Annotated in this window: 18 protein-coding genes; 15 read left to right on the forward strand and 3 right to left on the reverse strand. The window is 36.8% G+C overall.

Annotation, left to right across the window (positions count from 1 at the left end; all coding sequences use genetic code 11):
• The first annotated feature begins 33 nt into the window (after positions 1-33).
• The 15 genes from sucD (at position 34) to hisIE (ending at position 13,968) form a co-directional block, all read left to right on the forward strand.
• Positions 34-906, forward strand: a complete 873-nt coding sequence (gene sucD / locus IWB64_RS15035) for a succinate--CoA ligase subunit alpha (protein WP_194534781.1) — start codon at positions 34-36, stop codon at positions 904-906.
• Between the two features lie 116 nt (positions 907-1,022).
• On the forward strand, positions 1,023-1,769 hold the full coding sequence (gene fabG / locus IWB64_RS15040) for a 3-oxoacyl-[acyl-carrier-protein] reductase (RefSeq protein ID WP_194534782.1): 747 nt from the start codon (positions 1,023-1,025) through the stop codon (positions 1,767-1,769).
• A 66-nt stretch (positions 1,770-1,835) separates the two neighbouring features.
• Positions 1,836-3,863, forward strand: a complete 2,028-nt coding sequence (locus tag IWB64_RS15045; RefSeq protein ID WP_194534783.1) for a vWA domain-containing protein — start codon at positions 1,836-1,838, stop codon at positions 3,861-3,863.
• A gap of 10 nt (positions 3,864-3,873) precedes the next feature.
• A complete protein-coding gene (locus tag IWB64_RS15050; protein ID WP_194534784.1) occupies positions 3,874-4,689 on the forward strand; it encodes a prohibitin family protein in 816 nt (271 codons plus the stop codon).
• A gap of 248 nt (positions 4,690-4,937) precedes the next feature.
• On the forward strand, positions 4,938-5,795 hold the full coding sequence (hisG, locus tag IWB64_RS15055; RefSeq protein WP_194534785.1) for an ATP phosphoribosyltransferase: 858 nt from the start codon (positions 4,938-4,940) through the stop codon (positions 5,793-5,795).
• 9 nt (positions 5,796-5,804) lie between these two features.
• Positions 5,805-6,242, forward strand: a complete 438-nt coding sequence (locus tag IWB64_RS15060) for a GNAT family N-acetyltransferase (protein ID WP_194534786.1) — start codon at positions 5,805-5,807, stop codon at positions 6,240-6,242.
• 5 nt (positions 6,243-6,247) lie between these two features.
• Positions 6,248-7,537: a histidinol dehydrogenase gene (gene hisD / locus IWB64_RS15065; protein ID WP_194534787.1), complete on the forward strand. Its 1,290-nt coding sequence runs from the start codon at positions 6,248-6,250 to the stop codon at positions 7,535-7,537.
• Complete coding sequence (hisC, locus tag IWB64_RS15070) at positions 7,530-8,579, forward strand: histidinol-phosphate transaminase (protein WP_194534788.1); 1,050 nt, start codon at positions 7,530-7,532, stop codon at positions 8,577-8,579. Before hisD ends, hisC begins: the two co-directional genes overlap by 8 nt.
• Before the next feature lie 24 nt (positions 8,580-8,603).
• Positions 8,604-9,740: a bifunctional histidinol-phosphatase/imidazoleglycerol-phosphate dehydratase HisB gene (hisB, locus tag IWB64_RS15075; RefSeq protein ID WP_194534789.1), complete on the forward strand. Its 1,137-nt coding sequence runs from the start codon at positions 8,604-8,606 to the stop codon at positions 9,738-9,740.
• An 82-nt stretch (positions 9,741-9,822) separates the two neighbouring features.
• Positions 9,823-10,410: an imidazole glycerol phosphate synthase subunit HisH gene (hisH, locus tag IWB64_RS15080; protein ID WP_194534790.1), complete on the forward strand. Its 588-nt coding sequence runs from the start codon at positions 9,823-9,825 to the stop codon at positions 10,408-10,410.
• A 163-nt stretch (positions 10,411-10,573) separates the two neighbouring features.
• Positions 10,574-11,335 (forward strand): 1-(5-phosphoribosyl)-5-[(5-phosphoribosylamino)methylideneamino]imidazole-4-carboxamide isomerase, encoded by a 762-nt coding sequence (gene hisA, locus IWB64_RS15085; RefSeq protein ID WP_194534791.1) that lies wholly within the window; start codon positions 10,574-10,576, stop codon positions 11,333-11,335.
• Positions 11,336-11,337: 2 nt separating this feature from the next.
• A complete protein-coding gene (locus tag IWB64_RS15090; RefSeq protein WP_194534792.1) occupies positions 11,338-11,853 on the forward strand; it encodes a DinB family protein in 516 nt (171 codons plus the stop codon).
• 21 nt (positions 11,854-11,874) lie between these two features.
• On the forward strand, positions 11,875-12,630 hold the full coding sequence (gene hisF, locus IWB64_RS15095) for an imidazole glycerol phosphate synthase subunit HisF (protein ID WP_194534793.1): 756 nt from the start codon (positions 11,875-11,877) through the stop codon (positions 12,628-12,630).
• A gap of 35 nt (positions 12,631-12,665) precedes the next feature.
• Positions 12,666-13,358 carry an aspartate/glutamate racemase family protein gene (locus tag IWB64_RS15100; protein ID WP_194534794.1) on the forward strand — a complete coding sequence of 231 codons (693 nt, stop codon included), beginning with the start codon at positions 12,666-12,668 and terminating at the stop codon, positions 13,356-13,358.
• Between the two features lie 10 nt (positions 13,359-13,368).
• Entirely contained in the window at positions 13,369-13,968 is a 600-nt protein-coding gene (hisIE, locus tag IWB64_RS15105) for a bifunctional phosphoribosyl-AMP cyclohydrolase/phosphoribosyl-ATP diphosphatase HisIE (protein WP_194534795.1), read from the forward strand.
• Between the two features lie 8 nt (positions 13,969-13,976).
• Here the strand turns inward: hisIE and IWB64_RS15110 are convergent, their stop codons facing one another.
• Genes IWB64_RS15110 through IWB64_RS15120 form a run of 3 tightly spaced genes read right to left on the reverse strand, consistent with a single transcriptional unit; the run spans position 13,977 to position 15,610 of the window.
• On the reverse strand, positions 13,977-14,699 hold the full coding sequence (locus IWB64_RS15110) for a head GIN domain-containing protein (RefSeq protein WP_194534796.1): 723 nt from the start codon (positions 14,697-14,699) through the stop codon (positions 13,977-13,979).
• Positions 14,700-14,753: 54 nt separating this feature from the next.
• A complete protein-coding gene (locus IWB64_RS15115; protein WP_194534797.1) occupies positions 14,754-14,948 on the reverse strand; it encodes a hypothetical protein in 195 nt (64 codons plus the stop codon).
• Positions 14,945-15,610 (reverse strand): hypothetical protein, encoded by a 666-nt coding sequence (locus IWB64_RS15120; protein WP_194534798.1) that lies wholly within the window; start codon positions 15,608-15,610, stop codon positions 14,945-14,947. Before IWB64_RS15120 ends, IWB64_RS15115 begins: the two co-directional genes overlap by 4 nt.
• Between the last annotated feature and the right edge of the window lie 206 nt (positions 15,611-15,816).

The raw sequence follows: 15,816 nt of genomic DNA on the forward strand, positions 1-15,816 counted from the left end.
ATTTTTGTCACATTAAAATAAACTAGAGAGTATATGAGCGTTTTAGTCAATAAAGATTCCAAGATAATAGTTCAGGGGTTTACAGGTAGTGAAGGTACTTTTCACGCAGAGCAAATGATCGAATACGGAACCAACGTAGTTGGTGGTGTAACACCGGGTAAAGGTGGACAAGAGCATTTGGGAAGACCTGTTTTTAACACAGTTGAAGAAGCTGTAGAAAAAGTAGGAGCTGATACGACTATCATTTTCGTGCCACCTGCTTTTGCTGCTGATGCAATTATGGAAGCCGCTAGCGCGGGTATTAAAGTAATTATTACTATTACGGAGGGTATTCCTGTTGCCGATATGGTAAAGGCTGCCAATTATATTAAACATATGGATTGCCGTTTGGTAGGTCCTAACTGTCCTGGTGTAATTACTCCAGGAGAGGCTAAAGTAGGTATCATGCCTGGTTTTGTGTTTAAAAAAGGAAATGTTGGTATTGTATCTAAGTCTGGTACTTTAACATATGAAGCTGCTGATCAAGTAGTTCGTCAAGGTTTAGGTATAACAACAGCTATTGGTATTGGTGGAGATCCAATTATTGGAACTACTACAAAAGAAGCTGTGGAGCTTTTGATCAATGATCCAGAGACCGAATGTGTAGTTATGATCGGAGAGATCGGTGGTCAATTGGAAGCGGATGCTGCAAAATGGTACAAAGAAAGTGGCAGCAAGAAACCTGTTGTAGGTTTCATTGCTGGTGAAACTGCTCCCGCAGGAAGAACCATGGGTCACGCTGGTGCTATTGTTGGTGGAAGCGATGATACCGCTCAAGCTAAAAAGAAAATTATGAGAGAGCACGGAATTCACGTGGTAGACTCTCCGGCAGAAATTGGCTTGAAAGTAAAAGAGGTTATGGGTTAATTCCCTTAAGGATATATGAATCCCGTTTTCGATTTTTCGGAAACGGGATTTTTTTATAGCCATTTTGTCAAACAAAAGTTATATTTGAAGTAGAACAGAGCAAATCTATTTAGAGCATGAAATTGTTAGAAGGAAAAAATGCGATCATCACAGGCGCAAGTAGAGGTATAGGTACGGGTATTGCCCGAGTTTTTGCCGAGAACGGAGCTAATGTAGCTTTTACTTATAGTTCTAGCGAAGCACCAGCTTTGGCACTCGAGAAAGAATTGTCTAGTTTAGGAATTAAAGCAAAAGCATACAAAAGTAATGCGGCAAGTTTTGAAGCTTCTGAAAAATTGGTTGCTAGTGTTCTAGAAGATTTTGGTGGAATAGATATTCTGATTAACAATGCGGGTATCACCAAAGACAATTTGCTTATGCGAATGTCAGAAGCAGATTTTGATAGTGTTATAGAGATAAACTTAAAATCTGTTTTCAATATGACCAAAGCTGTTCAACGTACGATGTTGAAACAACGAAAGGGTAGTATCGTGAACATGAGTAGTGTGGTTGGTGTTAAGGGTAATGCCGGACAAACAAACTATGCAGCCTCAAAAGCAGGAATGATCGGGTTTACGAAATCTGTTGCTTTAGAACTAGGTTCAAGAAATATAAGATGTAATGCCGTTGCACCAGGTTTTATTGAAACCGAAATGACCGGTAAACTAGATGAAAAAGTAGTTCAAGGTTGGAGAGATGGTATTCCGCTTAAAAGAGGTGGTTCTCCAGAAGATATTGCAAATGCCTGTCTATTTTTTGCTTCAGACTTATCCGCTTATGTTACGGGTCAAGTACTGAACGTAGATGGCGGTATGCTTACATAAGGTATATGGTCCGGAAGTGCATTATGGTATTTCCGGACTTTATAGTTTAAAAAAGAAAGTTCCTTAATGAACACCCAAACGATTCTCTACATAATCTTGGCTGCAATTGTTTCGCTGGCGTTGGTGTTGTTTCAATATTTCTACAAAAGCAAACGTACGGGCAAGCTTAATATAGCTTTGGCTTTTTTACGTTTTATCACTTTTTTCTGCGGGTTTCTATTACTCATAAATCCAAAATTTACAAAAAACGAATACACCACCGAGAAGGCTAATCTCATTATCTTAACTGATAATTCCTCATCTGTTGCTTCATCTAAACAAGTTATAGAGAAGACTATAGATGATATAGAGAAAAGCGGTGAACTCAATAAACGCTTTTCTATTCAAGAATATAGTTTTGGAGCTGCTTTAACAGAGAATGATAGTTTGTCATTTCTGGAAAAGAACACCAATATTTCAAAAGCGCTTTCTGCTTTAAAAGAGGTGTACTCAGCTACCAATTCCGCTATCGTTCTAATTACGGACGGTAATCAGACTTTAGGTAGAGATTATGATTTTCAAAATGAACAACAACAATTTCCTGTTTATCCCATTGCCGTTGGTGATACCACACGATATGAAGATGTTGCTATTTCTCAGATAAACACCAATCGATACGCTTTTCTTAAGAATAAATATCCTGTCGAAATTTATGTTTCTTATACAGGTACAGAAGATATAAGTGTTCCCGTAAAGGTTTCCTTAAACGGAAAAACAGTATTCCGGCAAAACGTTTCTTTTTCGAAAACAAATAACAGTGCTGTAATTAATACATTGTTAGAAGCGAATTCCGTTGGAACTAAAAACCTTCAGGTTTCGATTGATGAGCTCAAAAACGAGCGTAATAAGGCTAATAATAAGAGAACGGTAGTTGTAGAGGTTATAGATGAGAAAACGAATATAGCCCTAGTTTCTAGCCTTCTACATCCAGATGTTGGAGCTTTAAAGAAATCAATAGAGAGTAATGGTCAGCGTTCAGTTACTATAATGAAACCTAATGGCAATTCAAAAGACTGGGAAGAGGTTGACCTTTTTATTCTTTATCAGCCTAACGCATCATTCAAAAAGCTGTACGACTATATAGAAAAAAAGCAAGCTAATACATTTACGGTCACCGGGCCTAAAACCGATTGGCGTTTCCTGAATAGTTCACAAAAGGAGTTTACTAAAAATAGTTACAATCAAGAAGAAGAGGTCTTTGGCGTTTTAAATACCGGCTTTAGTCTTTTTAGTAGTACAGATTTTTCGGTGGATGATTTTCCTCCGCTTCAGAGTACTTTGGGGGATATAATACTAAATGGAAAAAATGATATTTTATTGACGCAACGAATAAAGGGAGTCAATCTAAAACAACCCTTGTTAGCTGTTTTTGAGGGAAACGAAAAAAGGGATGCGGTATTATTTGGGGAAAATATTTGGAAATGGCGCATGCAAACTTATAGAAACGCGCAGAGCTTCAAAAATTTCGATGACCTAATTGGTAAGCTTGTTTTGTATTTGGGAACTAATAAATCCCGTCAGAGACTTACCTTGGATTATGAGAATATCTATGCTGGGAGTAACGAAACAAGAATTTCAGCGACTTATTTTGATAAGGCCTTTGCTTTTGATGCTAATGCAGAAATAGTTCTTAGGTTGAAAAACTTAGAGTCAAAATTAAATACGGAGGTTCCGATGTTGTTGAAAGGCAATTACTATGAAGCGGACCTTAGTAATTTACAACCTGGCAAATATGATTTTACGGTAGTTGTAAAAAAAGAAAACTTATCCAAATCAGGAAGTTTTATAATTCTAGATTTTGATGTTGAAAAACAGTTTTTGGCTACCGATGATAAAAAGTTACAACGTTTAGCTCAGAACACAGGGGGAAGCTTATATTATCCTACTCAAAATAGCGATTTGACCCAGGATTTATTAAGTGATGATCGTTACCTGCCAACCCAGAAAAACAAGCAAAATGTCGTATCTTTGATAGATTTCAGACTATTGTTAGGGCTCATGGTTTTTGCTCTCGCGCTAGAATGGTTTTTAAGAAAATATAACGGATTAATTTAAACAAATATAAATGGACAAATTACCAAAGATTGCATTACCAGTAATATTCGGATTTATTGTAGTTATTATTTTATTTTCAAAATCTACTGTAACTATAGACTCAGGTCAGGCTGGTGTTTTATATAAAACGTTCGGTGGTGGGGTTGTGACGGATGAAGCCCCAATGGGCGAGGGATTTCACATTGTGGCACCTTGGAATAGAGTTACTGTTTACGAAGTGAGACAACAAGAGGTTCTTGAAAAAATGAATGTATTGTCTAGTAATGGTTTGGATATTAAATTAGAGGCATCAGCATGGTTTGAGCCAATTCGTAATGATTTAGGGAAGCTTCATCAAGAAAAAGGAGAAGATTACATACAAAGGGTGTTGTTGCCAACAATTAGATCTGCAGCTCGTTCGGTAGTAGGGCGTTACACGCCGGAACAGTTATATTCAAGCAAAAGAGATGCTATTCAACAGGAGATATTTGACGAGACTCAAAAAATTGTGTCAGGGCAGTATATTCAATTGAATGAAATATTGGTTAGAGATGTTACGTTGCCGCCAACGATTAAGGACGCAATTGAAAGAAAATTGAAGCAAGAGCAGGAGTCTCTAGAATACGAGTTTAGATTAGTCACCGCTAAAAAAGAGGCTGAAAAAGTAACCATTGAAGCTCAAGGTAAGGCAGATGCTAACAAAATTTTAAGTGCTTCGCTTACAGATAAGATCCTGCAGGACAAAGGTATTGACGCTACATTGAAGTTGGCGCAATCTGCAAATGCTAAAGTGGTAGTTGTAGGTAGTGGCGAATCTGGCTTACCTTTGATTTTAGGAAACAACTAAATATGTTTAAAGTTAAAGCAGTTGCATAGTTTTTGTTTATTTTGCAACTATTCTTTTGAGAAATGAAAAATAGATTTTACATTTACAGCATAATGAAAAACAGAACTACACATCATCATTTCCATATTCACGCTCAGGCGAGGTAGGAATGTATTGTAGTAGTGCAACATATTTAAAAACCCGTTTGAGCAATCAAACGGGTTTTGTATTTAATCCAATTTTGATTGTTTAAGCACAACAAATTAAAAATGAAAAAAATTAGAATTGCTATTCAGAAATCGGGAAGATTAAATGAGGATTCCCTTCAAATCTTAAAGGATTGTGGAATTTCCATTGATAATGGAAAGGACCAACTCAAAGCATCTTCTAGAAACTTTCCAATGGAGGTTTTCTATCTTAGAAATGGAGATATACCGCAATATTTAAGAGATGGCGTGGTAGATATTGCAATTATAGGAGAGAATGTTTTAATTGAAAAAGGAGAGGATATTTCAATTGCAGAAAAACTTGGGTTTTCTAAGTGTAAAGTTTCTCTAGCGGTGCCTAAATCTTTCAAATATAATTCTGTAAAGGATTTTGAAGGTAAACGTATAGCAACCTCATATCCAAATACGGTAATTAATTACCTAAAAGATAAAGGCGTAAATGCCGATTTACATATTATCAGTGGTTCTGTTGAGATTGCTCCAAATATTGGTTTAGCAGATGCTATTTGCGATATTGTTTCAAGTGGTAGCACGTTGTTCAAGAACAATTTAAAGGAAGTTGAAGTGATGCTCACTAGTGAAGCTGTGTTAGCAGTTTCACCAAAAATTTCTGAGGAAAGAAGAGAGCTACTAAAGAAATTACAATTTCGTATTCAATCTGTATTACGAGCCAGAGGTTCTAAATACGTATTGTTGAATGCTCCCAATGACAAACTTGATATGGTATTGAAGTTGTTGCCAGGAATGAGAAGCCCTACTGTTTTGCCATTGGCAGAAGAAGGTTGGAGCTCAGTTCACACGGTTATAAATAAAGATAAATTCTGGGATGTTATTGATGAGTTAAAACAAGCTGGTGCAGAAGGTATTTTGGTTTGTCCTATTGAGAAGATGGTACTTTAATTATCTGGTATGGCGGGTAATTTAAAATTAGAATTGATTCCTTACGATAAAATCGAATCTATTCTGCCTTTGGTCTTTAAGTTGAACGATGGTAAGTTTTCTGAGGAAGTATTAAAAAGCCGTTTACAGCCTATGTTAACCATGGGAGGATATGAATGTTTAGGAGTATATGACAAGCAAAAATTAATAGCTTGTTGCGGCATATGGCTTTTGCAGAAACTGTACAAGGGAAAACATATTGAATTAGACAATGTATTTGTAAACGAAGAATACCGTAGTAGAGGAGTTGGTAAACTTATGATGGATTGGCTTGTTGAGTATGCAAAAAGTATAGGTGGTAATAGCATAGAGCTCAACTCTTATATTGCGAATAAAAAAGGAATTAAATTTTGGCAACGTCACGGATTTGAACCTTTAGGATACCACATGATCAAGAATTTAGAGTAAAGAAAATGAATAAGATATATAATCCAAATAGGTCGGAGTGGAGTGCCGTTTTGGAGCGCCCAACACAAACCGTAGCGGATATAGAGCAGACCGTAGAAGCTATTTTTAGAGAGGTGCAGAACAATAGAGACGCAACCTTAAAAAAGTATACAGAAAAGTTTGATGGTGTTGTTATTGAGAACCTTGTAGTTTCCAATAATGAAATAGAAGAGGCATCAGCTCTAGTTTCTCAAGAACTTAAAGATGCCATTCAGTTGGCAAAGAATAACATAGAAGTTTTTCATAAAGCTCAAAAGACGAGTAAGGTTTCAGTTGAAACAGCTAATGGCGTGCAATGTTGGCAAGAAAAAAGGCCTATCCAAAAGGTAGGACTTTATATTCCTGGCGGTACGGCGCCTTTGTTTTCTACTATTTTAATGCTCGCAGTACCAGCTACTATTGCCGGTTGTGAAGAGTTGGTATTATGTTCGCCTCCTAATAAAGAAGGGAAAATCAACCCAGCTATTCTTTACACGGCTCATTTATGCGGAGTTAAGAAAGTATTTAAAGTAGGTGGTATACAGGCAATTGCTTCTATGACTTTTGGTACTGAAACCGTTCCAGCGGTTTACAAGATTTTTGGCCCAGGGAATCAATTTGTTACCGTGGCGAAACAGATAGCGACTAAATATGGTATTTCTATTGATATGCCTGCAGGACCCAGCGAGTTATTAGTACTTGCTGATGATTCGGCCAATCCCGCTTTTGTAGCCTCGGATTTATTAAGCCAGGCGGAGCATGGTGTTGATAGTCAAGTCATTTTGGTTTCCACATCTAAAGCTATGATTGATGCAGTGGAGATAGAGGTTGAAAAACAGCTTCCGGAACTTCCAAGAAAAGACATAGCAGAGAAAGCCATCGCCAATAGTAAGTTGATTTATGTTGCCGATGACCAAACGGCAAATGACCTTATCAATGAATATGGCCCTGAGCACTACATTGTTTGTGTAGAAAACGAGGATTTTTTTGTTACCAATATTAAGAATGCAGGTTCCGTATTTATCGGTAATTATACACCGGAAAGTGCAGGTGATTATGCTTCGGGTACAAATCATACGTTGCCTACCAACGGTTACGCCAAGCAGTATAGTGGTGTAAACCTGGATAGTTTCATGAAGAGTATGACGTTTCAAAAAATTAATGAAACTGGTATTAAGGAAATTGGCGCTTCTATAGAACTTATGGCTGAGGCCGAGGGATTATATGCGCACAAAAATGCGGTTACCTTACGTCTTAATAGTTTAAAAAATGAATAAGCAATTCAACATACAAAACTTAATCAGGGAGAATGTAAAAGGATTGAGTCCGTATAGTTCTGCCCGTGATGAATACGTTTCAGACGGTTCTGAGATGGTGTTTTTAGACGCGAATGAAAATCCGTATGAGAATGGAGTAAATCGGTATCCAGACCCACAGCAAAGAGGCTTAAAATCTGTTTTGGCGGAACAGAAAGAAATCGCTGTAGAAAACATCCTTTTAGGTAACGGTAGTGACGAAGTTTTAGATTTAATTTTCAGAACTTTTTGCGAGCCTAAAATTGATAATATAATTTCTTTACCTCCAACTTATGGCATGTACAAAGTATTGTCCGGAATTAATACGGTAGAGAATAGGGAGGTTTTGTTAACCGAAGATTTTCAGCCAGACGTAGAAGCGATTTTAAATACGGTTGATGAACACTCAAAACTGTTGTTTTTATGCTCTCCAAATAACCCTACCGGGAATGTCTTCAGTGAGTATATTATGATTAATTTATTGAATAAATTCAATGGATTGGTAGTTGTTGATGAAGCTTATATTGATTTTGCAGAGAGCGAAAGTTGGGTTTCTAAATTGTCCGAATTTCCAAATTTAGTGGTGACACAAACGCTTTCCAAAGCATACGGAATGGCCGGTATTCGCTTGGGAATTTGCCTTGCTTCCAAAGAAATAATAGCAGCGCTCAATAAAATAAAGCCGCCTTATAACGTCAATGAGTTGACACAGCAAAAAGCTTTGAAAAGAGTGCTCGACTTGGAATCTGTAAAAAATGAAGTATCCGGTATATTAAATGAAAGAGAGCAATTACTTAAAGTTTTGCGTGAAGTATCATTTGTAGAGAAAATATATGCTTCTGATGCCAATTTTGTGCTGGCTAAAGTAGATGATGCCAATAAACGATATAGCCAAGTATTGGCAGAAGGCGTGGTAGTTCGTAACAGGACCACCCAACCGCTTTGCGAGAATACTTTACGTTTTACCGTGGGTACACCAGCAGAAAATAAAAAATTAATAAAAGTGCTTAACAAGCTAACCTAAACCATAAGTTCAAGAAACCATATCATGGCGAAGAAAGTTTTATTTATAGATAGAGACGGTACGATAATTAAAGAGACTATTGACGAACAAATAGATGCGTTCGACAAGATGATTTTTTATCCAAAGGCATTCACCTTTTTAGGAAAAATCGCCAAAGAATTGGATTACGAACTGGTAATGATTACCAATCAAGACGGACTTGGTACAGATGTTTTTCCTGAGGACACATTTTGGCCGGTTCATAATTTTATATTGAAGTCTTTTGAGAATGAAGGCGTCGTTTTTAACAAGGTTTTTCTAGACCGTACGTTTCCGCATGAAAATGCAAATACCAGAAAACCAGGTACTGGTTTGCTAACTGAATATTTTTCGGAAGACTATGATCTTAAGAATTCATTCGTAATCGGTGACCGCTTAACGGACATTGAATTAGCAAAAAATCTAGGTTCAAAAGGAATCTTCATTAATGATGATACTAACTTGGGTACAGGTGAAATCACTGTTAAACGAAATGATTTGGACTCGGTTATTGCTTTAGAAAGTAATGATTGGGAAAAGATTTACGAATTTTTGAAATTGGAGGAAAGAGCTTCAGAAACGCATAGAAAGACCAACGAAACTGATATTTACATCAATTTAAACCTTGATGGTACCGGTAAAAGTGATATCAAAACAGGATTAGCATTTTTTGACCATATGTTAGATCAATTGGCTCGTCATGGTCAAATGGATCTGGAAATTAAAGTAAATGGTGACCTAGAAGTAGATGAACATCATACGATTGAAGATACCGCAATTGCCTTGGGAGAAGTATTTCACACGGCATTAGGCTCTAAAATGGGCATTGAGCGTTATGGTTTCTGTTTGCCAATGGATGATTGTTTAGCGCAAGTGGCTATCGATTTTGGTGGACGTAACTGGTTAGTGTGGGATGCCGAATTTAATCGTGAGATGGTGGGTGATATGCCTACAGAAATGTTCTATCATTTCTTTAAATCTTTTACAGATGGCGCTAAAGCGAACTTAAACGTAAAGGCAGAAGGTAAAAACGAACATCACAAAATTGAGGCTATATTTAAAGCCTTTGCAAAGGCAATTAAAATGGCCGTGAAACGTGATGTAGAAAAAATGGTGTTGCCAAGTACAAAGGGAATGCTTTAAAATAGTAGTGAGTATTGAGTACAAAGTATTAAGTTTTTAATATTTGCTCTGTACTCATTACTTGATACTCAATACTAAATAAATGAAAATAGTAATTATAAATTACGGCGCAGGAAACATTCAAAGTATCAAATTCGCTATCAAGCGATTGGGCTATGAAGCGGTTCTGAGCAGTGATGTAGAAGAGATTCAATCTGCTGACAAGGTTATTTTTCCGGGAGTAGGTGAGGCCAGTAGCGCCATGGCTAAACTGAGAGAAAGTGGACTAGACAAGATTGTACCAAACTTAAAACAACCAGTACTAGGTATTTGTTTAGGAATGCAGCTCATGTGTCACTCTTCCGAAGAAGGAAACACAGAAGGTCTTGGTATTTTTGATGTGGACGTAGTCAAATTCAACAATAAGGTTAAAGTGCCACAAATTGGATGGAATCAGATTGCCAATCTAAAGTCGGATCTATTTAAAAATGTCAACGAAAAAGACCATATTTATCTCGTACACAGCTTTTATGCACCTTTGTGCAAAGAAACCATAGCGGAATCTGAATACGGACTAAAATATAGCGCTGCCTTAGCGAAAGACAATTTTTATGGCACCCAATTTCATCCTGAAAAGAGTAGTGACGTAGGAGAAAGGATTCTTGCGAACTTTTTGAATAGTATTGAGTAATGCGACTTGAGTAATGAGATATGGCTATTAGATTAGAGATTTTTATAGTTCAATTGAATTTTATAAATTCTACTAACTACTAACTACTAACTACTAACTACTAACTACTAACTACTAACTACTAATTACTAACTACTAACTACTAACTACTAACTACTAATTAATGAGAATAATTCCAGCAATAGATATTATAGATGGTAAATGTGTTCGCCTTTCAAAAGGGGATTATGATACCAAGAAAATATATAATGAGAATCCGTTAGAAGTTGCCAAAGAGTTTGAGTCCCATGGTATTGAATATTTGCATTTGGTAGATTTGGATGGCGCTAAAAGCAAGCATATTGTTAACCATAAAGTTTTAGAGCAAATTGCTGTTAATACTAGTTTGAAAATCGATTTTGGTGGTGGACTCAAAACGGATGATGATTTGCGCATTGCTTTTGAAAGTGGTGCTAATCAGATTACTGGAGGTAGTATTGCTGTAAAGGATAAGGTAACTTTTAGCCGTTGGATTCAAACTTATGGTGCCGAAAAAATAATTTTAGGAGCGGATGCAAAAGATGAGAAAGTAGCCGTTTCAGGCTGGCAAGAAGAATCTAAGGAAGAACTAATTCCTTTTATATCATCTTATCAAGAACAAGGTATTGCTTATGTAATCTGTACCGATATTTCTAAAGATGGTATGTTGGAAGGTCCATCTTTTGACTTATATAAGAAGATTTTGGAGGAGTGTAAGGTAACTATGAGTGAAATTGGGGGGAATGTTACCCAGGGACTAAAACTAATTGCTAGTGGCGGTATCTCTACTTTTGACGAACTTCCTAGGCTTGCGGAAATGGGTTGTGAAGGAACTATTATCGGGAAAGCTATTTATGAAAATAGAATCAGCTTAAAGCAATTAGAGGATTTTATAATATCCATGTAATTATGGAGGAGCAATTTAAAGAGGAATTTGTTCAGAACGCTTTGTATCGTATTGATGAAAGTACGCGAATGAATCGTATTTCGGTAGCGCAGCTTTCAGAAGAGGAGCTATGGAAACGTCCAAATGAATCTTTGAACAGTATAGGTAATTTAATACTGCATTTATGCGGAAATATTACCCAATATGTAATTTCTTCTTTAGGAGAAAATGAAGATAAACGAGACCGTGACTTAGAGTTTTCGGCAAAGGAAATATATAGCAAAGAAGAGTTGGTTGAAAAACTGACAGAAACTGTAGAGATTGCCAAAAGAATAATCAACGATGCTTCTGTAGAACAATTAGTTCGTAAGCGTAAAGTACAAGGTTTCTATTTTTCGGGTATTGGTGTAGTTTTGCATGCGGTAGAACATTATTCCTATCACACGGGCCAAATTGCTTTTTACACAAAACAATTGAAAAATCAAGACCTTGGTTTTTATAAGGGAACCGATTTGAATTTAAAGAACGGTGCCAAGTAAAGGTGCTAAAGATTAAAAAATATGTTAGCAAAACGAATAATTCCTTGTTTGGATATAAAAGACGGTAGAACTGTAAAGGGAATAAACTTTGTCGATTTACGTGATGCAGGAGATCCGGTGGAATTAGCAGAAATTTACAGTAGAGAAGGAGCAGATGAGCTTGTTTTTCTAGATATTTCAGCTACCGAACAAAAGCGTAAAACTTTAGCGGAATTAGTATATCACGTAGCAGAAAAAGTGAACATTCCCTTTACTGTAGGAGGCGGAATTTCTTCGGTGGAAGATGTAGATATACTTTTGCAGAATGGAGCGGATAAAGTGTCCATAAATTCATCGGCAGTAAAGAATCCGCAGTTAATAAACGACTTGGTGGCAAAATTTGGTTCGCAATGTATTGTGGTAGCTATTGATGCCAAACAGATAGATGGTGAATGGATTGTGCATTTGGTTGGCGGAAAAGTACCCACGGAACGTAAACTGTTTGAATGGGCCAAAGAAGTAGAAGAAAGAGGAGCTGGTGAAATATTGTTTACCTCAATGGATCATGACGGTACCAAAGACGGATTTGCGAACGAAGCGTTGAGCAAACTCAGCACGGAATTGAACATTCCCATAATTGCATCGGGTGGCGCAGGAAATATGCAACATTTTACGGATACCTTTGTAGAAGGAAAAGCAGATGCAGCGCTTGCAGCCAGTGTCTTTCACTTTAAGGAAATCGGCATTAAAGATTTAAAAGAAGAGTTAAAAGATAACGGAATTCCGGTACGATTATAAGTTTGAATTGGACTCTAAACACGAAATAAGAGATAATGAAAAAAATAGGCTTAATAGGAGGCATCACTTGGCAGTCAACGCAGTTGTATTATCAGCTTTTGAATACAAAAGTAGCGGAAATTTTAGGGGGCTCTAGTTCTTGTGAGTGTCTTATTGATTCTGTTAACTTTGCAGAGATTTCCGAAAAACAGAGCAAAGGAGATTGGGATTCCTTGCACGAGAAGATGGCGGACATTGCCTTGCGTTTACAAAATGCCGGTGCGGAAGTTATTCTCATTTGTGCGAACACCATGCATTTGAGTGTTCCTGTAATTGAGCAGAAAATAGCTGTTCCTGTTTTGCATATTGCAGAGGTAGCAGGAGAAGCGGTAAAAGCCAAAGGATGCAAAAAAGTACTGTTATTGGGTACAAAATATACTATGGAGCTGGATTTTTATAAAGATATCCTCAAGAATCAGTTTCAAATAGAAGTACTAATACCCTCAAAAGAAGATAGGGAAGTGGTTCATGAGGTAATTTATAAAGAACTGTCTAAGGGCATTATTACCGAAGCATCAAAAAACAAATATTTAGATATCATTAGCAAGGCCGCAAAAGAAGGCGCACAAGGTGTTATTTTAGGTTGTACCGAAATACCGTTGCTCATTCAACAAAAAGATTGCAGTATAGCGGTAATAGATACGACCATGGAACACGCTTACGCCGCAGTTAAATTCGCACTTGCTTAAAATAAAAATAATGAAAATAGATTTCAATAAAAACGGAGACGGACTCGTACCGGCAATCATTCAAGATGCGGTAACCAAGAATGTTTTAATGCTGGGATATATGAACCAAGAGGCTTTTGATAAAACTCAAGAGACCAAAAAAGTTACTTTCTTTAGTCGTACTAAAAAACGTTTATGGACCAAAGGAGAGGAGAGTGGAAATTTTCTTGAGCTGGTAGATATCAAAAATGATTGTGATGACGATTCACTTTTAATTTTTGTAAAGCCTGTAGGGCCTACCTGTCACAAAGGAACAGATACGTGTTGGAATGAAGAAAACACTTCAAATTTTGGATTTCTATCTCAATTGGAAGAAGTTATAACACAGCGCCGTGAAGCTTCGGATTCTAGTAAATCATATGTTGCCTCTTTATTTGAAAAGGGCATAAACAAAATAGCCCAAAAGGTAGGGGAAGAAGCTGTGGAAACGGTAATAGAGGCCATGGATGATAAGGATGACCTCTTTCTATACGAGAGTGCAGATTTACTTTTCCATTACTTAATATTACTTCAGGCAAAAGGTTTCACCTTAAAAGACATTGAAGCAGAACTAGTAAAACGACACAAATAGTCGTTTTACTAGTTTCTATTTTTTAATTGTGAAGCACCTTTTAATCGTTGGTGGTTAACGATGGCACTGCCTTTGTAGTTCAGTGTACTTGCTCCAGAAGCATCAACATCAATAGATTCAGTTGCGGTAAGGAAAGCTTCGCTAGCTCCTGAAAGGTCAATATTTAGACGTTCAATTTGAAGGTCGTAATCTCTAAGGTCACTACTTCCTGAAAGGTTTGCGTGTAGGGATTTTACCTCACCGTAAATATCTGTTTTAGAAGCACCGTTCATATCTACTTCTAGAAAATTAGCAATAATTTCTCCTGTAAAATCTGATGCTCCTGAAAGTTCAATTTTTCCTTTTGTTATATCCCAAGGAGTTTCAAGTGTAATGCTTGCTGCACCAGAGAGGTCAAATTCTGAAATATCTCTAGTAGTAATAAAAGCTTTTAACGTTGGATTTCCACTAACAGTGGTAAACTTTTTAAGTTTAATTATGATTTCATTTCCTTCTCTAGCTACTACAATACGTTCTTGTAAGTTGTCATTGGCTTCTATTCGGATTTCTTCTTTGTCCTCCGAAAAGGTAATATAGACATCAAAAGCATTAGAAACTTTTAATTTGTCATAATCAGAAATTGTTAAATCTTTGGTAGTAATTTCGTCTGAGGCTCTTACATGGTCATAATCACAGGACGTTAATATTCCGCATGCCACGGCCATGGCGATAAAAATCGTTTTTGTTTTCATTTTGATTGTTTTAAGCTCGCCCTAAGGGAAAGCAGATTGATGAATTGTGGTGTTTTAGACGTTTACTAAACGCTCCTGAAGCTTAACTACAGGAATCCACTGAAAGTTAATGGGTGACCATTCTTCTTTAGTTGAGGAACTACCGGTAAAATCGTTTCTAAGAAATACTTGGTTGTTTTCACTGAATACATGTTGTGTTTCTATAACATCGTGACAATGCGGACAGATTTTTTCGTTTGTTGCTTTCATTGTATGTTCTTTTTGTATCTATTACGACCCATATTAAAAATACCCACTTTAACTCCTATTCCGGCCGAAAAGCCATTAATACGAGTAGTGCGTGTTGGGGGAAGTTCAATTCTACTAGAAAAACGATATTTAAGGCCTGCTTCTAATTGTAAGTAGCGAGAGATATTAAAAAGAGCACTTACACCAGGTTCGGCTACGAAAACAACATCAACATCATCTTCGGTGAGTTCTTCTTCGTATTCTTCATCATGAAAGTTATTTTCGATATAACCAACAGCACCTGCTCCTAATAAAAGGGGGAATGAAAGGTTAACTCTTTTTTTGCTAAAGAAAATAGGCTCTAGATGCAGACCGCCATAAGCACCAATGAGATCCTCATTACGAGATAAGGTGTTGTTAAATAAATCTTGTTGGGAATAGAGAAAAGTACCGGCAAAGCCTACTTCAAATTGCTGATTAGCAACATAGGCTACCTTTATTCCGCCAGTGTAAGAAGGTTCTCCGTCTATTTCTCCAACTCCAAGGTCAAGACCTAAGTATACACCGTGAACTACATTTTTTCGGTCATTAAATTCTAGATATTCGTCGGTCTCATCTTGTCCAAAACTTGAAAAGGTAGCCCCTAATACTAATGCTAAAAGGCTTATTCTAAGTTGTTTCATTACTGTTCGTTTTTTGATTGATTACTTAATAGACAACGCAAGGCTAAAATAGTTGCATAAAAAATGAATTTTTTTTTAAAAAAGATAAGTTCAATGGTAGTATAGGGCCTAATATTTTCTATAATTTGTAGTTTCATGCCTTTTAAAACTTGACGCAATTATGCGGGTTTGTTGAACTCAGAAGTAACTAGAATTATAGCGGAGAG

The sequence above is a fragment of the Zobellia nedashkovskayae genome, assembly GCF_015330125.1.
In the GTDB taxonomy this organism is placed as follows: domain Bacteria; phylum Bacteroidota; class Bacteroidia; order Flavobacteriales; family Flavobacteriaceae; genus Zobellia; species Zobellia nedashkovskayae.